Below are 26,241 nucleotides of genomic sequence, written 5' to 3' on the forward strand. Positions count from 1 at the left end.
AACGAGGTGTACGATATTGAAATTAACTATTGAAGTAATTGAAGAGTTTGGGGAGGTACTTTTACCTGCGGTAGAACTATTTGCAGAAAAACCTTTAGTCAATATTTATACAGACGTAACAAAAATGAATCTTTTAAAGCTGCAACTATTGAAAATGCCTAAAGTATACGTCCATGCACATGAAGAAGGGCATTACGAGCGATTAACTGTAGAGGAAACATTTCAGTTTTATTTAAAATTACATAATATGAACGATTCTGTTGAGACCCTTATGAAGGCATTTGGCTTAGAACAATTAAAAAAAGTCCGTGTAAATGAATTAACCTCTGGTGAGCGCCAATTACTTAATTTTTTAAAGGCTTATGTACAGCGGAAGGAAGCAATTGTTTTAATTGAACCCTTTCAAAATTTACAGCAAGTTGAACGCAAAGTTCTTATGCATTTAATTATACAACTTCAGCTTGCAGGCAAAAAAATAGTATTACTATCGAATAATTTAGAGCACTTAATTAATTCGGAAGGAGAAATATTAAGGCTGGATGAAGAAGGCTTACATAAAATGGATGTTAAAGAAGAGCAACAGGAACAAGGACAAGGACCAATTGAAACGATTCAGTTGAAAATCGAAAAGATTCCAACGAAAAAAAATGAAAAGATTATTCTATTTAATCCACCTGAAATTGACTATATTGAAAGTGTCGAAGGGGAAGTGTTTGTTTATGTAGCGGGAGAAGCATATCCATGTACATTAACATTGAGTGAGCTGGAAAAACGACTGCATCATTTCGGCTTTTTCCGCTGTCACCGCTCATATATCGTCAATTTGCAAAAAGTAAGGGAAATAATCTCATGGACACGTAATAGCTATAGTCTATCACTGCAAGGTACAGGAAAATTAGAGGTGCCCCTTTCAAGAACAAAGCTTTCGGAGCTAAAAGAAATTGTCGGAATATAAAAGATTTCCTGGGAAATAGTTTGCGCCACTCATCGATTTATAACACCAAACAACCCCATAAAGCGACAATTCACCGATATTATAATGCAGTGAATGCGCACTTCCTTTAAATTAATGGTATCAACGATTTCAAGGGAGGAAATAAAATGACAGCAATTATTGAGGTGCAAAATTTACAAATGAAGTACGGAAAAGAAGAGGCATTAAAAAATGTTTCCTTTTCCATTCGTAAAGGAGAAATTTTCGGCTTTCTTGGTCCAAGCGGCTCAGGGAAAACGACAACAATTAAAATACTGACTGCACAGTTAACACATACAGGTGGTCAAGTATCCGTTTTTGGACAGCCAGCAAGTGAAATGAATAAAGGCCACAATAAATCGAAGTTTGGCATTTTGTCAGACAATAGTGGGCTATACCAACGTCTCTCCATTGAAGAAAATTTATTATTGTACAGTCAGTTATACAACTTGCCTAAAACTACAATAGAAGAAGCATTGGCATTCGTGAATTTACAGAAGGATCGTAAAAAGAAAGTTAATCAGCTTTCCAAAGGGATGATGCAGCGTGTTGTTCTAGCCCGGACAATTATGCATAAACCGCCATTGCTGTTTTTGGATGAACCTACATCTGCGCTCGATCCAGTAAATGCCCAGCATATTTATAACGGGCTTCGTAAATTAAATGAGTTAGGCACAACGATCTTTTTAACAACACACAATATGGAAGAAGCAGAGTTGCTATGTAATCGTGTTGCCTTCTTACATAAAGGCGAAATTCGAGAAATTGATACACCACTTGCTCTAAAGAAAAAATATAGCGACCACTCATTTACAGTAGAACTGGAAAATGGAGAAAATCATGTTGTCTATAATGGCGAACAGGGTGCGGTGCAATTAATGGAGTGGATGAAGGCAAAGCGTGTGTCACGTATGTATTCCAATGAACCAACATTAGGCGATATTTTCGTACAAATAACAGGGAGTGATTTATAATGAACATTTCAGTAAAACGTATTCAAGCCATTTTCATGAAGGACTATAAAGAATTTTCCCGGAATTATGTAATATCTTCCGTTGTACTTATGCCACTAGTTTTAGCGCTTTTTTATGGACGAATGGGCTCTAACTCCATTGATATGTACTTTTTGCCTCTGAATGTAACACTTTCAATGGTAACTACGTATGTTCAGGCATGTCTGATTGCTGAAGAGAAAGAAAGGAATACGCTGCGTGGTTTAATGATGTCGCCGGCTTCAACATTTGATATATTATTTGGCAAAAGCTTACTAGTATTTTTAATGACAGCCATCATTTTAGCCGTATCTTGCTATTTAGTAGGGTTTGCACCGGAGCAGATTATAGTAATTGCACTTGCTTTAGCGCTTTCGACAGCTTTCTACTTGGCGTTAGGAACGATTTGCGGTTTATTTACAAAGTCCATTATGGAAGCTTCTTTAGCTGTTCTACCAGTAATGATTATTTTTACATTCGGTCCATTGGCACTAGCTTTAGGAGAAGATCATCTATTATACAAAATTGTCGAAGTTTTACCGAGTACACAATTGATACGATTGGCAGAGCTGTCACAGGCAAATGCAGCATTCACTGAATTAATAGGTGCATTTAGCATAATCACTGCATGGACAGCAGGTGCAATCGCAATATCGGTAGTACTGTTTAATAAACGTACAAAAGACTTATAGTATACGGGGCTTTCTGAATTTACTTCGGGAAGCCTTTTTTGATGTAGAAATATTAAAGCAGAAGTAATTATGAAACTATAAAAAAAGAAGCATACTCAATGTGAGTATGCTTCTTGCAACTAACTATATACTTAAATCGTTAAAATTAAAGTTTAGTTACGTTAGTAGCTTGTGGGCCACGGTTGCCTTCTTCAACGTCGAATTCAACTTTTTGACCTTCGTCTAAAGTTTTGAAACCTTCGCCTTGGATAGCTGAGAAGTGTACGAATACATCGTTACCGCCTTCAACTTCGATGAAACCGAAACCTTTTTCTGAGTTAAACCATTTTACTGTACCTTGTTGCATGAGAGAAAACCTCCAAAAAAATTAATTATTGAATTGCTAAATGTATAAAAAAATTCACACATTAAAAAAGGGAGCGTACACGTTCACTTTTTTAATATGTGAATTAATCGTAAACAGCTTAAGCAATTTAATTAACCTTATTGTATAACAAGATTATCCAACTGTCTACTAATTTTTCTCGTAAAGAGGTGAAATTTTTGATTTTTCATACAAATGAAGGGAAAGAACGATTAAATTATATCGGAAATAATCTTATTTTACCACTTAAATTTTGATGAAATGAATAAAATTTTGCGTATTTATTAAAAATATAGGTTATTTTTACAAATAATTAAATTATAAGGAAATTAATTGAAGTATTATATTCATTAATTTTACATAATTTAAAGATTTGAAGGGCTAAACATGTATCCCACAAACGTTAGACACAATTACGCCAAGGCTTAATTAATGTATGGTATAGTTGGGTTAAAGAGGTATGAAAGGATTGTGTACGATGGCTAAAAGTTTAGTATTGGCAGAAAAACCTTCAGTAGCACGAGATATTGCAAATGTGCTGAAGTGTCATAAAAAAGGAAATGGCTTTTTGGAAGGGGATAAATACATTGTAACTTGGGCTCTAGGCCATTTAGTGACACTGGCAGATCCCGAAAGCTATGATGAAAAATATAAGCAATGGAAGCTGGAAGATTTACCGATGCTTCCGGAACGTTTGAAACTAACGACTATTAAACAGACGAGCAAGCAATATAATACAGTGAAATCACAGCTGACACGTAGTGATGTCAATGAAATCATTATCGCAACAGATGCAGGACGTGAAGGAGAGCTTGTAGCACGTTGGATTATAGACCGTGCAAAAGTGAATAAGCCGATTAAACGTCTTTGGATTTCTTCTGTTACTGATAAAGCGATTAAAGAAGGCTTTGCGAATTTAAAGCCAGGCAAAGCGTATGAAAACCTATATCATGCAGCAGTTGCCCGAAGCGAGGCCGACTGGTATATCGGGCTGAATGCGAGTCGTGCATTATCGACGAAATTTAATGCACAGCTAAACACTGGGCGCGTGCAAACTCCAGTTGTCGCAATGGTAGCGGCACGTGAGGATGAAATAAAGCACTTTAAAGCTCAAACATACTACGGTATCGAGGCACAAACGAAGGAATTAAAATTAACGTGGCAAGATGCTACTGGAAATTCACGCAGCTTTAATAAGGAAAAGATTGATTCGATAGTTAATGAACTGGACAAGCAGGATGCAAAAGTAATCGATGTGGAACGAAAGCCGAAAAAAACATTTTCTCCCGGGCTTTATGATTTAACAGAATTACAGCGTGATGCGAATAAACTATTTGGCTATTCCGCAAAAGAAACGCTAAATATTATGCAAAAGTTGTATGAATCACATAAAGTGCTAACATATCCACGTACAGATTCTCGCTATCTATCTTCTGATATTGTAGGTACTTTATCAGAGCGTCTAAAAGCATGTAGCGTAGGTGAATATCGTACATTGGCAAATAAAGTATTAACGAAACCAATTAGAGCAAATAAATCTTTTGTAGATGACAGCAAAGTTTCAGATCATCACGCCATCATTCCAACTGAAGAATACGTTAATTTTGCGAATTTTACGGATAAAGAGCGTAAAATTTATGATTTAGTCGTTAAGCGTTTTCTGGCTGTTCTTTTCCCGGCACATGAATATGAGCAATTGACAGTGCAGGCCCTTATCGGTAAGGAGAAGTTTATTGCGCGCGGTAAAACGGTGCTATCTGCTGGATGGAAAGAAGTTTACTCAAATCGATTTGACGATGAAGATTCAAATGAAGACGTGAAGGAGCAATTGTTACCACGTCTCGAAAAAGGACAAGTACTGCAGGTTAATTTACTAGCTCAAACTTCCGGGCAAACGAAACCACCGGCCCGTTTCACAGAGGCTACAATACTGACAGCGATGGAAAATCCTTCGAAATATATGAATACGCAAAATAAAAAGCTTGCTGATACATTAAAATCAACGGGTGGATTAGGTACTGTTGCAACCCGTGCCGATATTATCGATAAACTATTTAATTCCTTCCTTATTGAAAAGCGCGGGAAAGATATTCACATTACGTCAAAAGGCCGCCAGTTATTGGACTTAGTGCCAAACGAGTTGAAATCTCCTGAAACGACAGCCGAGTGGGAGCAAAAGCTTGAACAAATTGCTAACGGTAAGTTGAAAAAAGATATATTCATTAATGAAATGAAACAACATACAAAAGCGATCGTTTCGGACATAAAAAAGAGCGACAAAAAATTCAAGCACGATAATATTTCAACAAAATCCTGTCCGGACTGCGGGAAACCGATGCTAGAAGTGAACGGGAAGAAAGGCAAAATGCTCGTATGCCAGGATCGTGAATGCGGTCACCGTAAAAACGTCTCACGCGTAACGAACGCACGCTGTCCACAATGTAAGAAAAAATTGGAGTTGCATGGACAAGGTGATGGTCAAATTTTCGTATGTAAATGCGGTTACCGTGAAAAATTGTCAGCCTTTGAAGCGCGCCGAAAAAAAGAAGGCGGCGGCAAAGTGGACAAACGCAGTGTCCAAAAGTATTTAAAAGCGCAAGAAAAAGAAGCAGAGCCGATTAATAATGCATTTGCAGACTTATTAAAAGGTATGAAATTTGATGATTAATCAACAGGTCAAAAAATAATAAAACGCAGGACAATGAGTGGGAAAGTATTCAATGTACCTGCGTTTTTATGTTGGATTAGTTTTTCTGTGCTTTTACCGGTTTGAAAATAGATAGAATGAAAATCACCAAACCTGTAATCCCAATTCCTAAAATAGTATTGAAGGAAGCACCTGTGTAAAAGCCGCTGCCGAAGTAGAAGATTTCGCGTAATCCTTCAGAAGCAAAGCGAATCGGTACCCAAGGGCGAATGAAGTTTACAAAGAAGCTTGGAAGCATTTCCTGTGGTGTCATTAGTACACCCATACCTAGAAGCATGACTACCATGAATAATGTAATAGCAGGTTTTCCGATCCATGCAGTAATTGCAGATACTAATAAGAAGAAACAGAATGCTGCAAATGATACAAAGAAAGCAACTAGGAAGTAGCCAGGCATATTAATACCAGCGATGTAAGCCAATGTGGCTACAGTAAACCCTGAGAAGAGGGCAATAATAACACCGAATAATACTTGTTCACCCATTAAACGTACTACTTGTTTACGAGTTAAATTATCTCTTTTTAATATGATGGATGTGGATAAAAATAATACGAAACCACCAATTAGCGCCCCTACCCAAGCAGGTACTGCCAATAAAGTTGGTGCACTGCCATTAGCTGTAGCTGAAGTAATTGGGTTAAATATCTGTTCATTCGCTACAATCGGATGCACTAGCACAGCAGCTTTTTCAGCATCAAATGGCTGGTCACCCATTTGTGCTATAAAGTTTGCTGAGTATTGATTGCTTAACTGTGTAATTAAACCATTTAATGCTGTTTTAGCGACGTTGGCACCTGTCATGTTAAAGCCTTGGTTAAGATAAATTTCCAATGTCGCTGCACTATTATTAGCCAGTGCATTTTGCACGTCATCGTTATAGCCTTCAGGAATAACTAGTGCTGCATAATATTCCTTTTCATCAAATAATGCTTCAATATCCTCCAGGTTTTCATCTGTAAAAGCAAGCATTGGCTCTGCGCCATCAACACCTTGACTCATTTGTGCTACAGCGACTTTCACAGACTCTACATGTTCACCCTCATCATTTACAATCAGTGCAACCGGCAGGTTTTTTACTTGTGGATCTCCTTGTGCGAATAAGTTTACCGAAAATAGAGCAATTATTAATATAACGGCAATGGGAGCGGCCCATGCTAATTTTTCTTTAAATAATTTCAATGGAAATCATCTTCCTTTCTCAATTTTGAACATGTTGTTTAGTGGTACCTGTTTATTTTATAATCGAGAAAAGTGCAAAGCAATCAACAAAATGAACAGATTGTTCAATTTTGTATGGAGGGGTGTTTTTTTGAGTATCTACAAAGAAAAAAATCGAAAAACAAAAGAGCTTATTCAAACGTCATTTATAAAAATTTTAGAGAGTAAAACTTTTGAATCTATTACCGTAGGCGATATTGCAAAACAAGCACAAATTAATCGCGGAACATTTTATTTACACTTTATAGATAAATTTGATTTATTGGATCAAATAGAACAGCAGTTATTTGCGGATCTAGGTAATCATATTGATGAATTGCAATCGAACTATTCATCTACACATACGTTTGAAAAAGAGCAGGAGCAATTAGCGGCTACTTTATTCAGTGCTATTAAAATACAATCCCCTTTACTTAAAATTTTTCTAAGTGATCATGGTAGAGCGGGTTTTCACCTTCGATTCAGGGCGGCATTTTCAGAAAAGGTACGTATCAATTTAGAGAAAAACGAAAGTTTCAAAGCTACGTTAGAGGTACCAATGGAATATTTTTTATCGTTTATCACATCTGCCTTTTTAGGATTAATCGAACAATGGGTTCAAAATGATTTGGACAAAACACCTCAAGAAATGACGACAATATATATTAATATTATTTCCTTTATTCAAAAGACAAATACTAAAAAATTGTGATATTGACTTAAAAACAATCTTATTTACTCAGGTTAAGAATTCTAAATCAAATACACTCATTTTAATGGCGAAGGGACTTCATCCGAGTTCAAATGGTCTCCGTATTTCATTTCCCGTTCCGGGGGAAAAGCCGGTAGTTACGGAAGGTCCTTTTACTGAAACGAATGAACTGGTTGCTGGGTTTATATTGATTGAGGTGAAGTCGAAGGAAGAAGCGATCGAGTGGGCAATGCGGATGCCCGACCCGCAAGGACATGGAGAAGGGCAGATTGAATTGCGTCAAGTATTTTAGGAGAAAGGGGGAAGTTTTGGTTTCAAGGTATAACCAAATATTTAGCTTGAAAAATTACTAAAAGTTCCCCAATACTCCTGTTTATATAGCAGTGGATAAGAGGATATAAAGTTTACCATTATTACTGCATAATCCAATACTGGGTACATGCCGAATAAAAATCGGTCTCCATAACGGATGGCTGTCAATGCAAGCGGTAGTTCTCGCCTGAAAATACCATTTCGGCGTATTGCTGCTTCTATATCATGCTCTTTTTGATCTATATAAATATATACATTGTAGATTAGGGAATTACCATTCAGTACCCACTGTCCTAATACTTCATCTCTCAACTCCGTATTAACTTTGTCCCAGGCAAATTGTGTCCCAATGGTCAAAAATAATTCTCCCGTAAAATCAGAGTGCGTTAATGTGTGATGCCTTGGAATAATTGGCTCTTGAGCTGTTACACCATTTCTATATTCAACAGTAAGCCTTTCAGAGTCAAATTTACCCATGTCACTACTCCCATCATCTTTTTTTATCAATATGCGACCTAATTGTTTATGGTGACGAAGCACTGCACTTTAAGTAAGAGGGGATAACAAAAGCACTGATCTAATAATAATTCGCTCGAGATTCGTTATTGTAAAAAAATAAAGTATTAATGTCTATGTTACAAAAAATCACGAACATATATTAGATTAGAGTCGTAATAGTAGGGAGGTGAATAATGTGGTATTTTTTAGACAGGACCCTAGGATGGGATATCCACCACCAGCTGGCCAACAATTCGGCCCTCCTCAAATGGGTAGACAACGGATGGGTTTCTCTGGACCAAATGAATTTTCAAGACCTAGAGATTCCTTTTACTCACCGTATCCAAATGATCCAAGGCAAGGCCAACAGCAATTTAATCCTAACTCCCAGGCACCTGGCTCACGGCTTGGAGGGCTAACAGATAATTTAAATACAATGATGGGTCACGTTGGAACCATTACAAATGGAGTAAATACGATGAGGCAGGTTGGTGCAATGCTTAACCTCTTCAGATTTTAAATAAATCCAATTTAGCATATCAATAGATCCTTATTGATACGCTTTTTTTTAATATGTAAAAAACCCAAAAGATAAGCTCTTCTGAGTTTTAGTTTCCTTTAGTTAAAGTTAAACATTGTATAAAGCACCGTCTATTGTAATTGAAGAAGAACTTACATAAGAAGCCTCATCGGAAAGCAAAAAGACAATGACATTTGCTACCTCTTCTGGTTCACCATAGCGCTTCATCGGTACGGCATCATTGTATGCGGCTTGAGCGGCCTCCGCTGCACCTGGTGCAACATTTGCTTCGATTTTACGCATCATTTGTGTATTAATGACACCCGGATTTACTGTATTTACACGAACGTTGAATGCCGCTGCTTCTAAAGCCGCCACTTTATTAAGCCCCATTACTGCATGTTTAGAGGAATTGTATAGTGCCATACTTGGGGAGCCGATTAAGCCTGCTACAGATGATGTATTTACAATAGACCCATATTTTTGGCCTTTCATTACTGGCAATACATATTTTAAACCGAAAAGAACACCCTTTACATTAATGCCATAAACGAAATCAAACTCTTTTTCTGTAATGTCCTCAAGAGGCTTTGCTGGACCCTCTACACCTGCATTATTTACAAAACCATCGATGCGTCCAAACTTCGAAATGGTTTGGTCCACATAGTTCTTCACATGGTTCTCTTTGGATACATCCGCTTTTACGATTAAGCTGTTATCTTCAGTAAGAGAAAGCTCTGATTGAACTGCTTTGATTGCATCTTCGTTTAAATCAACTAACACAACCTTTGCCTGCAGCCCAATTAATTTTCTTACAACCTCTTTCCCAATACCGCCTGCTGCCCCTGTTACGATCACTACTTTATTGTCCAAATTCATTTTCCCATCTCCTTATCTTGAAGTAAAAATAGCCTGCCAAATATTTTAACCGCTTTTACAAAATGTAGACCTTGTAATTTTAGGTGCAATTTATAAATGTAATTATTGACAGTTAAATTCAAAGTGTGGTAAATTTATCTCGAAATAAAGATGTTTTAATTAGAGATAAAAATTTCACGGGAAGAGGTAAACAATATGAACTTTGAAGAATTAGTAAAATCCCGCCACTCCGCAATGAATTTTCTTGAAAACGAACTAATGAATGAAGAAGACTTTAGAAAAATATTTGAACTTACCAAAACAGCACCGAGCGCGTATAATTTACAATTTACAAATTACTTAGTCATTACGGATAAGGAGAAGAAAGAGAAGGTTAGGGAGCTAAGCTACAACCAATATAAAATTCATACAGCAAGCGGCGTTGTCATTGTAATGGGCAATAAAAACAGTATTGAAAGACCGGATGTTGAGAAAATTTATGGTCCATTAAAAATGCTGAAAATGATGGATGAAGTGGACTATGAAACAACAATTAATACCATCAAAAACTATAGTGATGGTTTAAAGGAGAAACAAGGTGCACTGGATTTGGAACTGGCATTAAATGCGGGTCTGCACGCAATGTTATTTATGCTAAGCGCAAAACATTATGGCTTTGATACATGTCCAATGCATGTCCATAATGTGGATGAATTAAGGAAAGTATTTAATATTCCAAATCATTTGGAGCCAATCATGATGATTACGATTGGAAAAAGTGTAGAAAAAGTACGTGCCCGCGGATATCGTAAACCTGTTGGAGAATTTGTGAATTTCAACGGTTACTAAATAAGAATGTGTTAAAAGCCAAATTGACTTTTAGCACATTCTTATTTTATTAAAGAGGATAGGAAAAATGCTTGAAAATGTTTTTTACTCTAGGTATTGGGTACTTTTATATAAATATCAACTTATAGGCAAATGGAAGAGGTAGGATTTAGTAGGAAAGTTCTGAATGTGGATATTGTGTGAATATTCTCTATTTATTTCTTTGCTATATTGGTATATTTAAATAAATTTTATTCGGGAATCTACAAGAGAGGTGAAAACAGATGAAAATTTCTAGCATTGTCCAAGGATCCAACCTTGTATTAGAAGATAGAAAACGAACAATGCAGCGCAAAGAGGCAAGTGAAATTTATAAGAAGCATGCAAAATATACAGATACAAGTAAAAATCCACTGCTTGAAGCACTTGAACATTTACTTTCTGGTAAAACGGAAAAAGAATTGCACGACACGGATGCAGCAGCCCGCAAAAGTTCGCAACTATCAGTAGGGGAAAGCAAAAATCAATCTAAGGAATTCGCTCCTTTGGAGAATGAAGATTTATCTTTTTCTATGCCAGAAAAATTTCAAAAAGATTTTGCACGTAATCCAGACGAGCAATCCTTAATTGACCTGGATTTGGAAAAGCTGTTATTTCAGCGTTCATTCAATACCGCTACACAAAAGTATATTTCTCATATTGCGATGGTAAACAACGGTTATCGTTCAATAGATGAACCGGCTTTCTCCCAAATTGCATAACAACAAGCTCTCTTTAGTGGAACAACTAGAGGGGGTTTTTATTTTTAATAATTTGTGAAGGCCCCTTAGTAATGCATTCAATGATATACTATTTTCAAAGTTGGCTTCTTTTTTCTGGTGTTCAAACGCTCTCATAAAAAGAAGTTAAGGCGCCTAAAACTAAATAATTGCTGATTGGGCAGCATCCAGCGATTTTGAAGCTGAAATCCAGACGCAATTATGCCGAGATGTATAAGATAAAAAGGAGTGTTTTCGTTGGCGAAGAAACAGGCCAAAACAAATGCAATTCGTTTAATTGAGCAGCAAAAAATTGCACACGAGATTTTTGAATACACGACAGAAAATGGGGGAGCGGTTGATGGCATCACTGTGGCTAGTAAAATTGGTCAGCCTGTGGAAATGGTATATAAAACATTAATTGCCACTGCTGGTAAGGGGAAATACTTCGTTTTCGTCATCCCAGTCGACGCAGAACTCGATTTAAAAGCAGCTGCAAAAGTTGTAGGGGAAAAGAAAGTGGAAATGATTCCAGTGAAAGAGTTGCTTGGCTTAACAGGGTATGTGCGCGGAGGCTGTTCGCCAATTGGCATGAAAAAGCCGTTTCCAACATTTATCGACCAAGCCGCTGCAGCACTTGATTATATCATTGTAAGTGCAGGTAAAATAGGGATGCAAATTAAGCTTGCACCGACAGACTTAGTAAAGGCAACAAACGGTCATTATGCAGTGATTGCCGTGAAATAGAAAGAAGGATTGTTGTGTCGAAGAAATTTAAATGGCAATGGGGAAGTTTTTTTATAGGGCAAATTATTATGGCTCTGGGTATTACGATGACGATTAAAGGTAATGTGATCGGGACAGGTCCATGGGATGTTTTTCATATAGGCATGTATAAGCAGGTTGGACTAACAATTGGTTCGTGGTCTATTTTGACAGGGCTTTTTATTATTATCGCGACATCTCTTTATTTAAAGCGAATTCCGAAGCGGGCGACAATTTTAAATATGCTGTTGATTGGTTCGTTTATTGATTTTTTCAACTGGCTATTACCTGTGGCAAATATATTTTTGTTTGAGCTCGCCTATTTTACGGCAGGATTTTTTGTCATGAGTATTGGTTGCGCACTTTATATTGCACCAAATTTAGGCGAAGGGCCTCGTGATACGATTATGATGATTATTGCGAGTAAAGGCTATTCTGTCAAAACAGGACGTATGGTTATGGAAGTATTTGCAACAAGTGCAGGCTGGTTACTTGGTGGACCTGTTGGTGTAGGGACGGTTATTTTAGCACTCGGCACCGGCTATGTCATTCAGCCATCGCTCTTTTTCTTTAGAAGAAAGCTTGAGGAAATAATAGGAGAGCCACTTACATAAAAAATTTTCCCTATATGCTAAAATAAAGTGGAGTTAGAAATCGAAAGGATGAACGCGCATGTCAAACGTATTAAATACCTTTTTAGATGAAAATTTACTGGCATTACAAGCACAAGGTTTATACAATGAAATCGATCCAGTAGAAGGTGCAAATGGCCCGATTATTCAGGTAGCGGGAAAACAGTTGATTAACTTATCATCAAACAACTATTTAGGCTTGGCAACAAATGATGAGCTGAAGAAGATTGCACAAGACACAATTGCTACATACGGTGTCGGCGCTGGTGCAGTTCGTACAATTAACGGTACACTTGATCTACATGTAAAGCTTGAAGAAACATTAGCGAAATTTAAAGGTACGGAAGCAGCGATTAGCTATCAATCAGGCTTCAATTGTAATATGGCGGCAATTTCCGCTGTAATGGATAAAAATGATGCGATTTTATCGGATGCATTAAATCATGCTTCGATAATCGATGGCTGCCGTTTATCAAAAGCGAAAATTATTCCGTTTGCCCATGCAGATATGGATGATTTACGCGCAAAGGCAAAAGATGCAAAGGAATCTGGTCTGTACAACAAAGTAATGGTCATTACAGATGGTGTATTCTCGATGGATGGCGATATTGCAAAGCTTCCTGAAATCGTTGAAATCGCAAAAGAGTTTGACCTAATTACGTATGTAGATGATGCACACGGTTCAGGCGTTACAGGCAAAGGTGCAGGAACAGTGAAGCATTTCGGTCTGCAAAACGAAATCGACTTCCAAATCGGTACATTATCAAAGGCAATTGGTGTTGTTGGCGGTTATGTGGCAGGGAAGAAGAATTTAATCGACTGGCTAAAAGTTCGCTCTCGTCCATTTTTATTCTCGACAGCATTACCACCAGGGGATGTTGCGGCAATTACACGCGCAGTGGAGATGATTATGGAATCAACAGAGCTGCATGACAAGCTTTGGGAAAACGGTCAATATTTAAAAGACGGCTTAGCGAAACTAGGCTTTAATATTGGAGAATCCGAAACACCGATTACACCATGTATTATTGGTGAAGAAAAACTGACGCAGCAGTTTTCAAAGCGTTTGCTTGAGGAAGGTGTTTACGCAAAAGCAATCGTGTTCCCAACAGTACAAAAAGGAACAGGTCGTGTACGCAATATGCCAACAGCAGCACATACGAAAGAAATGCTGGATGAAGCATTGGCAATTTATGAAAAGGTTGGCCGTGAGTTAGAAGTGATTAAATAGAGAAGAAATACGGAGATAAATTTAAATAATCTGTATAGTAAACCTTTAAAGTTAGAAGAAAAATCTAATTTTAAAGGTTTTTTGTCGTTAAAAAATTTTAATATATTAGAAATAATTAATTTCTCATTTATATTTTATTTTAATTTGGTAAAAACGCGTGTCTTACATAAAAAAAATGGATAGTAACTTTTTTTGGTAAATAAGAAGAACTTTCCTAATATAATTTAAATCTTCTAAATATATTAAATATATTAATTATTTCGAAAGTTTTTATTGACGAATGGTGCTATAAACAATATATTCTGTTTAATGATAAAAATTTGTTGAAAGAGTGGTGTTTTTCTGTTTTGAAATATATTGTTCTATCTGAAAGGGATAATGTTGCAACAGCATTAGAGAATATTCCTATTGATACAGAGGTTCAAATTCCAACGAAAAATAACCTAATTAAGTTAAAGCAAGAAATTCAATTTGGTCATAAATTTGCTCTGGAAGATATTTTGAAAGGGGACCGTATTATTAAATACGGAGAAACAATCGGGGTGGCGACTTGCAATATTTTAAAAGGTTTTCACGTCCATGTGCATAACCTTGAGGGTACGAGAGGAAGGGGCGATAAAGTTGATTGATTTACAAGGGAAGAAGTTTTGGGGATATCGTAGACCGGATGGTAGGGTTGGTATAAGAAATCATGTGTTGATTTTACCGACAATTACTTGTGCCACAAAGGTAGCGAACCAAATAACAGAGCTGGTTCAAGGGACTGTTTCTTTTGTGCATCAGCATGGTTGTGCACAAGTAGGCGTTGATTATGATCAAACATTTCGTACATATGTAGGGATGGGCTGCAATCCTAATGTCTATGCAGTGATTGTTGTCGGTCTCGGTTGTGAAACACATCAGGCTCGAAGTGTTTATAAGGAAATAGAAAAAACCGGGAAGCCCGTAAAGTTAGTTTCTATACAGGATCATGGCGGTACGTTGGATGCAATTGCAGAGGGAGCAAAACATGCAGTTCAATTTGTGCAAGAGGCCTCTATGCTGCAGAAGGAGTTATGTGATTTTAGTGAATTAACTATAGGAACTGAATGTGGCGGTTCTGATGCTTGTTCCGGACTCTCTGCAAACCCGGCAGTCGGGTATGTAAGTGATGAAATTGTAAAACTGGAAGGAACGGTTATTTTAGCCGAAACTACAGAGTTAATCGGCGCAGAACACCTATTGGCAAATCGCGCAAAAAATAGTCATATAGCCAAAAGGGTTTATGAAGTAATAGATCAAATGGAAGCGCGTTCAGTATTGATGGGTGTAGATATTCGTTCAGGTAACCCAAGTCCAGGGAATGTAAAAGGCGGATTAAGCTCATTGGAAGAAAAATCTCTTGGTGCAGCAAATAAGGCAGGGACTAGCACACTTAATGAAATAATCGAATACGCTGAAACACCTTCAGAAAAAGGTTTAGTATGGATGGATACACCAGGTCATGATATTGAGCAATTGACGGGAATGGTTGCCGGAGGTGCACAGTTGGTATTATTTACGACAGGGCGAGGTACGCCGACAGGTTCACCTATTGCACCAGTAATTAAAATTACCACTAACTCTCCTATTTTCGAAAAGATGAAAGAAAATATGGATGTTAATGCAGGGACGGTTATCGAAGGGACGGAAACAATAGAAGAAGTGGGTGAAAGACTTCTTACCGAAATAGCAGCGGTAAGTTCAGGTAAGCTAACAAAAGCTGAAATTTTAGGGCAACATGATTTTGGTATTTGGAGAATTGGCCCTACTTTTTAAAGTAAAACGAAAACGGCGTTTCACAATATAAAACAGTGGGGGCGTTTTGCCGGTGGATTATTCACTTCTCATTATCGTTTTTTTTCTTGGCTTTCTTAGTCATTTAGTTAGTGCACTAGTTGGCGGCGGTGGACTAATTTCATTACCGACAATGTTGTTAATGGGAATTCCAATTCACAATGCCATCTCTGCAGATAAATTTGGAGCGGTAATCAGTACACTGCTTACTTCAATAAATAGTATAAGGAAAAAAGAAGTGAATCTATCTGAATGTTTAATGCTCTTTGTTATTGCATTAATCAGTGGATTTATTGGGGGTGCGTTTGCTTCCAGTCTAAATGAAACAATTTTAAATACCATTGCCATTATATTAATGATTTTTGCCTTTGCCATGACTTTCTATTCGAATAATTTTTTCGGAACAAATGAAAATGTAATTAATAAACGTAAGGTTTACCAGCTGTTAAGTGCGATTGGGTTTTATGATGGCATTTTTGGTCCGGGTAGCAGTACATTGGCTATTTACGTTTTTTCAAATGATCAAATGCAATACTATAAGGCAATATTATTTACGAGAATTAGTTTACTGGGCTGGTGTAGCGGCGCGCTTATTTCTTATATTTCATCAGGCCACATGATTTGGGAGATAGCGTTTGCAATAACGGGCGGAGCAATTATTGGTGGATTTCTGGGTGTTTTTATATCTAAAAAAATCAATTTACGTTATGTAAAGCCTTTGCTTCGTCTAATGATGCTAATTATTCTCATACAGCTGATTATTAAAATGCTTGGCTAAGCTTTGGGAAGGATGAGACTGTTGAGAGTTGTAATTTATGGTTTTGGAAAGATGGGGCGCAACATAGCCTTGAATATTCTTGAAAAGGGATATTCCGTAATAGGATATGATATTGATCGTTCAATAAAGGAAAGTATCAATAAAGAAGAATTATTCCATAGTAAGTCCTTTATTTTTATTGATGAGGATGAAAAAATATTTCAGGAAATTAAACCTGATGATTTAATATTTCTTCTAGTACCACCAGGAAAAATAACAGATGAGGTTTTAACAGTATTATTAGAACGATTACCGGAAGGAAGCACTTTGATCGAAGGTGGCAACTCTAATTTTAAAGAAGCGATGGAATGGGCCGCTTTATTCAAACAAAAAGGAATACACTTTTTGGATATGGGAACAAGTGGTGGCATAAATGGAGCAAGAAATGGTTTATGTGCCATGATTGGTGGAGATGCGTCCGTTTTTGAAAAAATAAACCCATTTTTGAAAGAAATTTGCTGTAAGGATGGACTTATATATACAGGCGCATCAGGGAGCGGACATTATTTAAAAATGATTCATAATGGAATCGAATACGGTATGATGCAAGCGATCGCGGAAGGATTTGAAATGCTGGAAAAAAGTGAATTCGATTTTAACTATTCAGAGGTAGCAAAAAATTGGAACAGCGGCTCGGTTATTAGAAGCTGGTTGATGGACTTATTAATAGATGCCTTTCAGGAGAATAATAAATTGGATAATATTTCAGGTAAAATGCATGCGTCAGGTGAAGTGAAATGGCTCATGGAAGAGTCTATTAGATTACAATTACCAGTGCCTGTAACCTATTTATCTTTAATGATGAGAAATCGCTCTCTTGAAGATGAGACTTTTAGCGGGAAAGTAGTATCTGCTTTGAGATATTCCTTTGGTGGACATAACGTTAGTAAGGGGTGATTAAAATTAAAGATGTATTTTCGGTTGGCGAAACAATGATAATTTTTCAAGCAATGCAAATAGGGAATTTTGAAGATATACCTGCGCTTTATCAAAAAATTGGTGGTGCTGAATCCAACGTTCTTATTGGACTTGCCAGGTTAGGTCATGATGTTGCGTATATGTCTCAAGTAGGGAAGGATCCTTTTGGTAAACGAATCATTAAATCAATACGAGCTGAAGGCGTTGATGTTTCCAATGTTAAAGTAACTTCTGAGAGTCCAACAGGTTTGCTGTTTAAAGAGCAAAAAACGAAGGAAGCGACACATGTGTATTATTACCGGAAAGATTCTGCTGCAAGCAAGATGAGTGTGCAAGATATCCCGGTTGACGTGATAAAAACATCCAAGTTTATTCATTTAACCGGTATTACACCGGCCATAAGTCTGTCTTGCAGAGAAATGATATTTAAAATAATCGAAATTGCAAAGGAAAATCAAATACCTATAATTTTTGATCCGAATATCCGGTTTAAATTATGGCCAAAAGAAGAAGCAAAAGAAGTTATTTTAGAAATTGCAGCGAATGCTGATTATATTTTGACCGGCTTATCAGAGGCTGAATTTTTAGTAGGTACCACTAATGAGAGAGACATTTGCAATATCCTTACGAAACGCGAAGGACAAGTTATTGTTATAAAAAAGGGGGCATCATCTACCCTATTCTCGATTAATGGAAGGTTGACTGAAGTCCCAACAGTCCAAGTTTCAGGAATAGTAGATCCGGTTGGAGCAGGGGATGCTTTTGCTGCAGGTTTTATTCATGGCTTACTAACGAATCAATCATTAGAAAGAAGTGTCTACTTCGGAAACCTGCTTGGAGCTTGTGTTATTCAGCAGTATGGCGATATAGAAGGCTTACCGAATAGAGAAGAATTTGAAATGCTTTGCCAATCAAATGAACAAATAGACATCTTAAGATAGGGGGGATTTTATGTACAAATGGGATAAGTTAAAGTTTATTGAGCAAAATGGCGTAGTTGCCGTTGTGCGGAAAATAGACCCGACTGTAGTAATGGAAGTAACGGAAGCAATTGTTGAAGGTGGTATTAAAGTACTTGAAGTAACAGTTGATAGCGAAGATAGCTTTAATACAATTCATCGATTAAAGGAAAAATACAAAACAAGTGTTTTAGTTGGAGCAGGAACGGTATTGGATAAAGAAACCGCTAAACAAGCTATAGAGGCTAAAGCAGATTTCATTTTTTCACCAATTTTGGACATAGATACGATTCAATTAACGAATCGTTACGGGAGAATTTCCATCCCTGGAGTGTATACACCCACGGAAATTGTTCAAGCATATGCAGCCGGAGCAGATATTTTGAAAGTATTCCCGGCTACTAAGTTAGGGCCTGGTTATTTTAAAGATATGAGGGGGCCACTGCCACATATTCCGCTTATGCCTACTGGGGGAGTGAGCTTGGAGAATATGACGGAGTTTTTCAATAATGGGGCTGTTGCAGTAGGAATCGGAAGTGCATTATTTGATAAGAAACTTATTGATAATAGGGATTTCAAACAAATGACCGAGATTGCGCGGCAGTATGTAGAAAAATTTAATGAGGTGAAAGCATGAAAATTTCTATGGTAGAAACATTTAAAGTGCCGCCAAGATGGCTGTTTTTAAAAGTTACTACAGATGAAGGAATTATTGGCTGGGGTGAGCCGGTTGTTGAAGGGAGAGCATCTACAGTAGAAGCTTGTGTTCAGGAATTACAACCATACTTGATAGGTAAAAATCCGATGAATATTGAAGACATTTGGAATGAATTATATCGTGGCGGGTTTTATCGTGGTGGTCCTATTTTAATGAGTGCAATTGCTGGAATTGATCAGGCATTATGGGATATTAAAGGAAAGTACTATGATGCACCAGTTTATGATTTGCTTGGTGGTACATGCAGAGAGAAAACAAGGGTATATTCCTGGATCGGGGGCGACCGTCCAAATGATATTTTAGAACACGCTAAAAAAGCTCATGATAATGGATTCACGGCCATTAAAATGAATGCTACAGAAGAGCTTCAAATTATTGACTCTTTTTCAAAAGTTGAGAATGTATTGGAGCGTGTAGCGATTATTAGAGAAAATTTAGGTAAAGATTTTGGGATTGGCATTGATTTCCATGGAAGAGTGCATAAACCAATGGCAAAAATCCTGGCCAAAGAACTCGAACAATATCATCCGATGTTTATTGAAGAGCCGGTATTGCCGGAAAACAACGAGGCGCTTCGGGAAATTGCCAGACATACGACCATTCCAATAGCTACTGGCGAAAGAATGTATTCACGTTGGGATTTTAAAAAGTTGTTAGCAGACGGTTATGTAGATATTATTCAGCCTGATTTATCTCATGCCGGGGGTATTACGGAGTGCAAAAAAATAATTTCGATGGCAGAAGCATATGATATTGCGGTGGCACCTCACTGTCCACTAGGACCAATCGCATTAGCATCTTGTCTGCAGGTAGATGCGACATGTCATAACGTATTTATTCAAGAGCAAAGTTTAGGGATTCATTACAATAAAGGAAACGATATTTTGGATTACTTGGTAGACCCTAGTGTATTTGAGTATAAAGACGGATTTGTTGGAAATCTTAAAAAACCGGGATTAGGAATAGAGATTAACGAAGAATTCGTACGTGAACAGCAGAAGATTGGTCACGAATGGAAGAACCCTGTTTGGAGACATGCTGACGGGACTGTCGCGGAATGGTAGGACCCTATAATAAAAGTCAAAACATGACCCGAAAAAGGGAGCTAGCTGCACAGGCGGTTCAAATGGTGGAAGACAATACAATAATCGGCTTGGGGTCGGGCTCCACAATGCAATTATTTGTAGATTTGATTGCTGAAAGGATGAACCGAGAGCAACTTGAGTTATATTTTGTTCCCGCTTCTAAAAGAATTGAGAGTTATGCGTCGAATTATAGTCTGAATATTATGGATATAGATGATGTCGCTTTACTGGATATTTCATTTGATGGAGCTGATCGAATTGATGCACAGCATAACCTGATAAAAGGTGGAGGAGGCTCATTATTTAGAGAAAGGCAAGTACTTGAAAAATCACAAAAAAAGGTAATCATTGCCGATGAATCGAAATTTGTGGAAAAATTTACAAATGAAATCATTCCTGTAGAGATTATTCCATATAATTTCAGCTGGACAATTGAAAAAATAATTAAACTCGGCTTTTATGTAACGGTAAGAAAGGTGAGAGAAGATTATGTTATTACAGATAATAAAAATTATATTGTAGATATTCACAAAGAAAAACTATTAGATGTTAAAACGACCTACGAGGAACTGAAAATAATCTCAGGAATAGTAGATGTAGGGTTATTTACAGAAAATTCATTTATAGTAATGAAATAGTATATATTATAAAAATAGTAAAATAATACAGAATATTCTTGATTTTAAATAAGTGGTACTTTAAAATAAAAATAAGTTTGAAAGCGTTTTCTTGCGATTTCAAAACGGCGTTTCATAATATCAAACAAAGGGGATGTTTGGATGAAAAAGTTACTTTATTTAGGATTTTTATTGTTATTTTCATTAGCACTGGCAGCATGTGGGGGAAGTGACGAGGAATCGAATGGGATTCCGGTAAATGCAGATTCATCTGTAGCGGGAGATAGCTCTTCAGGGGAAAAGAAAAAATTACGTATCAGTCTCGGGTTAAATGATCAGACACCGTTATATAAGAGTTCATTGAAATTTAAGGAACTTGTAGAAGCGCAAACAGATTCATTAGAAGTTGAAGTATATCACTCAGGTCAGATTGCTGATGACCGCTCAGCGATTGAAATGTTACAGTTTGGAACATTGGAAATTACAATTCCTTCAACTGCACCATTTACATCATTCGTTCCGGAGTATGGGGTATTCGATTTACCTTTCACATTAACGGATACTGATATAGTAGATTCTGTCTTACAGGGGCCATTTGGCGATAAACTTGCAGAAAAAGCTTCAAGCCAAGGTGTTTTACAATTAGCTTGGTGGGAAAATGGTTTCCGTCAATTAACAAACAGTAAAAAAGCTGTCAAATCAATTGATGATTTAAAAGGCTTAAAGATTCGAACAATGGAAAATGAAATTCACTTAGGTGCTTGGTCTGCAATGGGTGCCAACCCAACACCAATGGCTTTCACAGAGTTGTTTACAGCAATGCAACAAAAAACAGTGGATGGACAAGAGAATCCTTATCCAACAATTTTCCTTGAAAAATATCCGGAAGTACAAAAATATTTAACTGAAACAAACCATATTTATTCTCCATTTATTTTCTTGATCAGTCAAAAAACTTGGGATGGTTTATCGGAAGAGCAACGTGAAATCGTACAGACTGCAGCTTTAGAAGCTGGTGAGCATAACCGTGATTTATCTCGTGAAACAGCAGCGTCTGCTTTAGAAGAATTAAAAGGATTAATGGAATATAACAAAATTGAAGGTGCAGAGTTAGAATCATTCAAAAAATCTGTACAACCAGTTATTGAGAAGTATAAATCAACAATCGGCGAAGATTTTGTTAATGAATATTTAGAAGAAATTGGAAAGGCTCAATAATAATGATGCGATGAGAAATCAGAAATAATTTTTGATTTCTCATCGCATTCATCAAAAAAGGGAGGGATTACATGAGTATAGTGAAATGGCTGGATGAAAACTTTGAAAGAGTGTTGCTGTTAATTTTACTTGGGGTTATGACAGTTGTAATTGTATTACAGGTATTTATGCGGTATGTGGCCCAAAGTTCACTTTCCTGGTCAGAGGAGTTGGCAAGATTTTGTTTCGTTTGGCTGGTGTACATAGGTATCAGTTATGGGGTTAAAAAGGCCAAACATATTCGTGTTGAAGCATTACTTATTGTTTTAGGCCGTAAAGGTAAATACTTCATTAATATGGTAGCTCACATTTTATTTTTAATATTTGCTCTCTATGCAATGTACTATGGTTTTTCAATCTTTGAAATGATTGATACAAGTGGACAAAGAGCCCCATCATTAGGTATCCCAATGTCGATTATGTATCTCGGTATGCCTCTTGGAATGGTTTTAACTTCTATTCGTTTAATTCAACGCATGTATCTAGAAACGAAGATGTTTAAAAACAATGAAGAAATCATAGATGAAGACATGCCTAAACTGTAGGTAGGGGGATTATAATGGGGATTACAATATTTATATCTTTTGCTATTTTACTGATTTTAACGGTTCCAATTGGGATCTCATTAGGTCTATCCGCAATGATTGCAATTTTAATTGATGGCACAATGCCGATAGAGTTTATTATGAAAGAGCTTACAACTGCTGTTAACTCATTTCCGTTATTAGCAATCCCGTTCTTTATCCTGGCAGGGGAAATTATGGGGAAGGGCGGTATTTCCAAGCGACTCATCGCAGTTGCAGAATCTCTTGTAGGCTCTGTAACAGGAGGGTTAGCACTTACAGCTATCGTAACATGTATGTTCTTCGCCGCAATCTCTGGTTCTGGCCCTGCAACTGTAGCTGCAGTAGGTAGTATTATGATTCCAGCGATGGTGAAAAAAGGCTATGACATTAAGTTTTCTACTGCTGTTGTAGCATCAGCAGGTTCTATCGGTGTAATTATTCCTCCTTCTATTCCTATGGTTATGTATGGTGTATCAGGGAGTGTTTCTATTGGCGATATGTTTATGGCCGGTATTATTCCAGGGATTTTAGTTGGCCTCGGTTTAATGGCTTATGCATACTATTATGCAAAAAAAGCCGGATATAAAGGGAGCACGGAAAAAACTTCGCTTTCCAATATCGGTAAACAAATTTGGAACGCAAAATGGTCATTATTAATTCCTTTTATCATCTTAGGTGGAATATACGGTGGTATTTTTACTCCTACTGAAGCAGCAGCAATTGCGGTTGCTGTAGGATTTGTTATCGGGGCCTTTGTATATCGTGAACTAAAGCTCAAAGACCTTACATCTGTTTTTGTTGATTCGGCTCTCATGTCAGCAACAATTTTAATCATTGTAGGGAGTGCAACAGGGTTCGGTAAACTTTTGGCAATGGAACAAATTCCTCTTAAAATTGCAAACGGATTGCTATCACTATCAGATGACAAAATAATTATTATGTTACTAATCATTGTTTTACTTTTAATTGTTGGGTGTTTTATGGATACAATCGCTGCCATCATTATTTTAACACCGATACTATTACCAATCGCAATTCAAGTTGGGTATGATCCAATCCATTTCGGTATTATTATGATTGTTGCTTTAGCAATCGGATTTATTACGCCACCAGTTGGAGTCAATCTATTTGTCGGTTCAAGTATTTCAGGAATAAGTCTCGAAGCATTATCAAAGGCCATTATTCCATTCATTATTGTGATGATAATTGTACTTTTAATTGTCACGTTTATTCCTATTTTATCACTGGTATTCCTATAAACAATAAAGGAGGATAATTATGGTATTTCCATTAATGCAAAGTAGGGTCAACCCTTATAGTGACCACGTACAAGGGAAGGCTAATGAGCCAATTACAGTAGCTGGTTTATTAGACAATTCAAAAAAAATATTAGGACCACTCTACGAGGGGGGGACACCTGATTGGACACTCGAAGAAATTATTCATCGTCTGGAAAAGGATGCACCGCGAATTGCAATTATTGGAGGATCTGCTGATCATCCGGCTCATATTATGGATTATTTAACATCTTCCAGAGCAGCAATTCGAATTTGGCAAAATGGAGGAGTTCCATTTTACTTCTCTACACCTGTTATGTGTGATGGTACAGCTCAATCAAACCAGGGAATGAGCTACTCGCTTCAAAGTAGAAATGCCGTCGCTCAAATGATTGTCAATCAGTTGGAAGCGCACAGTTATCATGGCGCCTTTGTCATTCAAGGCTGCGATAAACAGCCATTAGGTGTTGTAAGTGGGTTGGCTCATTTGGATACATTAAGAAAATCAAGAGGAGATGCACCTTTCTTCGCTACATTCGCACCGGCGCATGTATTAGTTGGAGGAACAATTCCTGAGGACGTAGTGTTAAAGCTTAACGAAGTGTATGACAGAGCTGTTGCAAGCGGACATGAGGATATTGGTGATGATCTAAAAGATACAATGAATTATATTTTACAATGTTCATCGAATACTTCATTCCAAGGCGTATTTGAACGAGCAGTTGAAAAAAAGGTTATCTCAAAAGACGAGCATAAATATTTGGAAATGCGTTTGGCGGCTGCAACGTGTGATAGCCAAGGCGGTGTGTGTGCTTTCAACGGAACAGGAAACAGTTCACGTCATTTAGTGGCGGGATTAGGGCTTGTCCATCCATCAGTTGAATTATTGACAAGTCCGCCAGATCAGCAGCAAGTGAATGCGGCAGTCGATGCCTTTGAATATATGATTAATAAGCCGGAGTTTGGTGTTGCTGCATTGGTTAGTCAGAATATTCGGAATGGCGTACGCATCCACAGTGCATCAGGCGGCTCGACGAACTTAATGATGCATATGGTATCTGCAATGGTGTACGCAGGCTATGAATTTAGCTTATTTGATATTGAAAGTATATTAAAAGAACAGCCGATTCCGGATTTATTTAACTATTCGTTAACGGAAGGAAGAGATATTTTTGCTTTAGCAATGCAATGCTGTAACGGTGAAAGTAGAGGTATGGAATCATTGTTCCATGAACTATTGACGAATGGTATCGATATGGATGTAGATGCTTTAACAGTAACCGGAACATCTTGGAAAGCACGGTTAGTGTATTCAGATAATTTACCTGCATCAAATGTTAAGGACAATCAGGTTATTTTAAGTAGCCCGAGAAGAGCATTCAGCGGGGTAGATGTATTACGCGGAAATTTCTTTGAAAGTGCCGTAGTAAAGATAAGCGGGATGCCAACACCTCAATTAGACCAGTTCGACAACAAATTAGCTGCAGTTGTCTACTTTGATAATGAAGATGAGGCAAATGCACAATTGTTGGATTCTACATTAATGGAACGTTATAAACAATCAAAAGTTTTTAAAGAACATGTATTGAAAACGATTGTAAAATATAATGCACCTGAAAGATTTGCCGAGTTAAACAATTTATCCTATGACGAACTTTTCGATGAAATTGTAAAGTTAGGTATATTAAAAATTGCGGTTATTATTGCAGGACAAGGACCGGTCGCGTTTGGTATGCCGGAAATGTTTACTCCAATGCAGCATATTAATGCAAACCGTACTTTGAAAAGAATTTGTACAATTATTAGCGACGGAAGATATTCCGGTGTAACTTATGGTGCAGCCATAGGACATATGACACCTGAAGCTTTTGAAGACGGAGGAATCGGTTATTTAAAAACCGGAGATATTTTACATTTAAGATTACGCGAACAGCGAATTGATTTAGTAGGTCATTATGATAATGAAATTTCATATGACGATACTATTAAAGAAAAAACAGATCGAATCCAGTTATTTGATGAGAGAAAACAAAAGATGAAAACGAGACAAAAGCTTGTAGCTGCTGTAAACAGGATGGTGGGTCATACGGATGCTTCAAAAGGTGTTGTTCCGATCCAGGTTTATGAAGAGGCGACAAAGAAGTTTCAAAAAGAACATTCATTAAACTAATT

The 26,241-nt window shown here is 37.2% G+C and carries 26 protein-coding genes and 1 pseudogene; 23 read left to right on the forward strand and 4 right to left on the reverse strand.

From position 1 onward, the window contains the following. Window positions 1-16: 16 nt before the first annotated feature. The 3 genes from MHH95_RS06535 (at window position 17) to MHH95_RS06545 (ending at window position 2,657) form a co-directional block, all read left to right on the forward strand. Window positions 17-955, forward strand: a complete 939-nt coding sequence (locus tag MHH95_RS06535; protein WP_340726844.1) for a LytTR family transcriptional regulator DNA-binding domain-containing protein — start codon at window positions 17-19, stop codon at window positions 953-955. Window positions 956-1,101: 146 nt separating this feature from the next. Then, a complete protein-coding gene (locus tag MHH95_RS06540; protein ID WP_340726845.1) occupies window positions 1,102-1,947 on the forward strand; it encodes an ABC transporter ATP-binding protein in 846 nt (281 codons plus the stop codon). Beyond that, entirely contained in the window at window positions 1,947-2,657 is a 711-nt protein-coding gene (locus MHH95_RS06545; RefSeq protein WP_191700714.1) for an ABC transporter permease, read from the forward strand. Before MHH95_RS06540 ends, MHH95_RS06545 begins: the two co-directional genes overlap by 1 nt. Before the next feature lie 145 nt (window positions 2,658-2,802). On the opposite strand, the gene MHH95_RS06550 is transcribed toward MHH95_RS06545, so the two are convergent. Further along, window positions 2,803-3,003, reverse strand: coding sequence for a cold-shock protein (locus MHH95_RS06550; protein ID WP_008404655.1), 201 nt, complete (start codon window positions 3,001-3,003; stop codon window positions 2,803-2,805). A gap of 496 nt (window positions 3,004-3,499) precedes the next feature. On the opposite strand from MHH95_RS06550, the gene MHH95_RS06555 reads away from it, so the two are divergent. After that, window positions 3,500-5,689: a DNA topoisomerase III gene (locus MHH95_RS06555; protein WP_340726846.1), complete on the forward strand. Its 2,190-nt coding sequence runs from the start codon at window positions 3,500-3,502 to the stop codon at window positions 5,687-5,689. 76 nt (window positions 5,690-5,765) lie between these two features. Here MHH95_RS06555 and MHH95_RS06560 read toward each other — a convergent pair whose 3' ends face one another. Continuing rightward, window positions 5,766-6,908 carry a YhgE/Pip domain-containing protein gene (locus MHH95_RS06560; RefSeq protein WP_340726847.1) on the reverse strand — a complete coding sequence of 381 codons (1,143 nt, stop codon included), beginning with the start codon at window positions 6,906-6,908 and terminating at the stop codon, window positions 5,766-5,768. A gap of 130 nt (window positions 6,909-7,038) precedes the next feature. On the opposite strand from MHH95_RS06560, the gene MHH95_RS06565 reads away from it, so the two are divergent. Then, the gene (locus MHH95_RS06565; protein WP_340726848.1) at window positions 7,039-7,638 is read left to right on the forward strand and encodes a TetR/AcrR family transcriptional regulator; all 600 of its coding nucleotides are present in this window, start codon (window positions 7,039-7,041) and stop codon (window positions 7,636-7,638) included. A 55-nt stretch (window positions 7,639-7,693) separates the two neighbouring features. Continuing rightward, window positions 7,694-7,930, forward strand: a pseudogene (locus tag MHH95_RS06570) (YciI family protein); the annotation flags it as partial. 41 nt (window positions 7,931-7,971) lie between these two features. Here MHH95_RS06570 and MHH95_RS06575 read toward each other — a convergent pair. Further along, complete coding sequence (locus MHH95_RS06575; RefSeq protein WP_340726849.1) at window positions 7,972-8,427, reverse strand: staygreen family protein; 456 nt, start codon at window positions 8,425-8,427, stop codon at window positions 7,972-7,974. A gap of 649 nt (window positions 8,428-9,076) precedes the next feature. Further along, window positions 9,077-9,847, reverse strand: a complete 771-nt coding sequence (locus MHH95_RS06580; RefSeq protein ID WP_340726850.1) for an SDR family NAD(P)-dependent oxidoreductase — start codon at window positions 9,845-9,847, stop codon at window positions 9,077-9,079. 195 nt (window positions 9,848-10,042) lie between these two features. Between MHH95_RS06580 and MHH95_RS06585 the strand changes: the two genes are divergently transcribed. The 17 genes from MHH95_RS06585 (at window position 10,043) to MHH95_RS06665 (ending at window position 26,239) form a co-directional block, all read left to right on the forward strand. After that, the gene (locus MHH95_RS06585) at window positions 10,043-10,675 is read left to right on the forward strand and encodes a nitroreductase family protein (RefSeq protein ID WP_340726851.1); all 633 of its coding nucleotides are present in this window, start codon (window positions 10,043-10,045) and stop codon (window positions 10,673-10,675) included. A 263-nt stretch (window positions 10,676-10,938) separates the two neighbouring features. After that, window positions 10,939-11,415 (forward strand): hypothetical protein, encoded by a 477-nt coding sequence (locus MHH95_RS06590; RefSeq protein WP_340726852.1) that lies wholly within the window; start codon window positions 10,939-10,941, stop codon window positions 11,413-11,415. 255 nt (window positions 11,416-11,670) lie between these two features. Continuing rightward, window positions 11,671-12,159 carry a Cys-tRNA(Pro) deacylase gene (ybaK, locus tag MHH95_RS06595; protein ID WP_340726853.1) on the forward strand — a complete coding sequence of 163 codons (489 nt, stop codon included), beginning with the start codon at window positions 11,671-11,673 and terminating at the stop codon, window positions 12,157-12,159. Window positions 12,160-12,173: 14 nt separating this feature from the next. After that, entirely contained in the window at window positions 12,174-12,791 is a 618-nt protein-coding gene (locus MHH95_RS06600; protein ID WP_340726854.1) for a YczE/YyaS/YitT family protein, read from the forward strand. A 58-nt stretch (window positions 12,792-12,849) separates the two neighbouring features. Next, a complete protein-coding gene (locus MHH95_RS06605) occupies window positions 12,850-14,040 on the forward strand; it encodes a glycine C-acetyltransferase (protein ID WP_191700727.1) in 1,191 nt (396 codons plus the stop codon). A 347-nt stretch (window positions 14,041-14,387) separates the two neighbouring features. After that, window positions 14,388-14,669: a UxaA family hydrolase gene (locus MHH95_RS06610; RefSeq protein ID WP_340726855.1), complete on the forward strand. Its 282-nt coding sequence runs from the start codon at window positions 14,388-14,390 to the stop codon at window positions 14,667-14,669. Beyond that, window positions 14,662-15,837 carry a UxaA family hydrolase gene (locus MHH95_RS06615; RefSeq protein WP_445682993.1) on the forward strand — a complete coding sequence of 392 codons (1,176 nt, stop codon included), beginning with the start codon at window positions 14,662-14,664 and terminating at the stop codon, window positions 15,835-15,837. Before MHH95_RS06610 ends, MHH95_RS06615 begins: the two co-directional genes overlap by 8 nt. Window positions 15,838-15,889: 52 nt before the next feature. Next, window positions 15,890-16,633: a sulfite exporter TauE/SafE family protein gene (locus MHH95_RS06620; RefSeq protein ID WP_340726857.1), complete on the forward strand. Its 744-nt coding sequence runs from the start codon at window positions 15,890-15,892 to the stop codon at window positions 16,631-16,633. A gap of 21 nt (window positions 16,634-16,654) precedes the next feature. Continuing rightward, window positions 16,655-17,569, forward strand: a complete 915-nt coding sequence (gene gnd, locus MHH95_RS06625) for a phosphogluconate dehydrogenase (NAD(+)-dependent, decarboxylating) (protein WP_340726858.1) — start codon at window positions 16,655-16,657, stop codon at window positions 17,567-17,569. After that, window positions 17,566-18,531, forward strand: coding sequence for a sugar kinase (locus tag MHH95_RS06630; RefSeq protein WP_340726859.1), 966 nt, complete (start codon window positions 17,566-17,568; stop codon window positions 18,529-18,531). Before gnd ends, MHH95_RS06630 begins: the two co-directional genes overlap by 4 nt. Window positions 18,532-18,541: 10 nt before the next feature. After that, entirely contained in the window at window positions 18,542-19,186 is a 645-nt protein-coding gene (locus tag MHH95_RS06635) for a bifunctional 4-hydroxy-2-oxoglutarate aldolase/2-dehydro-3-deoxy-phosphogluconate aldolase (RefSeq protein ID WP_340726860.1), read from the forward strand. Further along, window positions 19,183-20,331 (forward strand): galactonate dehydratase, encoded by a 1,149-nt coding sequence (gene dgoD, locus MHH95_RS06640; RefSeq protein ID WP_340726861.1) that lies wholly within the window; start codon window positions 19,183-19,185, stop codon window positions 20,329-20,331. Before MHH95_RS06635 ends, dgoD begins: the two co-directional genes overlap by 4 nt. A 23-nt stretch (window positions 20,332-20,354) precedes the next feature. Next, window positions 20,355-20,990 carry a ribose 5-phosphate isomerase A gene (rpiA, locus tag MHH95_RS06645; protein WP_340726862.1) on the forward strand — a complete coding sequence of 212 codons (636 nt, stop codon included), beginning with the start codon at window positions 20,355-20,357 and terminating at the stop codon, window positions 20,988-20,990. A gap of 141 nt (window positions 20,991-21,131) precedes the next feature. After that, the gene (locus MHH95_RS06650) at window positions 21,132-22,187 is read left to right on the forward strand and encodes a TRAP transporter substrate-binding protein (RefSeq protein WP_340726863.1); all 1,056 of its coding nucleotides are present in this window, start codon (window positions 21,132-21,134) and stop codon (window positions 22,185-22,187) included. Between the two features lie 71 nt (window positions 22,188-22,258). Beyond that, a complete protein-coding gene (locus MHH95_RS06655) occupies window positions 22,259-22,771 on the forward strand; it encodes a TRAP transporter small permease (protein ID WP_340726864.1) in 513 nt (170 codons plus the stop codon). An 11-nt stretch (window positions 22,772-22,782) separates the two neighbouring features. Continuing rightward, window positions 22,783-24,051, forward strand: a complete 1,269-nt coding sequence (locus MHH95_RS06660; protein WP_445683002.1) for a TRAP transporter large permease — start codon at window positions 22,783-22,785, stop codon at window positions 24,049-24,051. Between the two features lie 19 nt (window positions 24,052-24,070). Further along, complete coding sequence (locus MHH95_RS06665; protein ID WP_340726866.1) at window positions 24,071-26,239, forward strand: dihydroxy-acid dehydratase domain-containing protein; 2,169 nt, start codon at window positions 24,071-24,073, stop codon at window positions 26,237-26,239. The last annotated feature ends 2 nt before the right edge of the window (window positions 26,240-26,241 follow it).

This window comes from Solibacillus sp. FSL K6-4121 (genome assembly GCF_038002585.1).
GTDB classification, from domain to species: Bacteria; Bacillota; Bacilli; order Bacillales_A; family Planococcaceae; genus Solibacillus; species Solibacillus faecavium.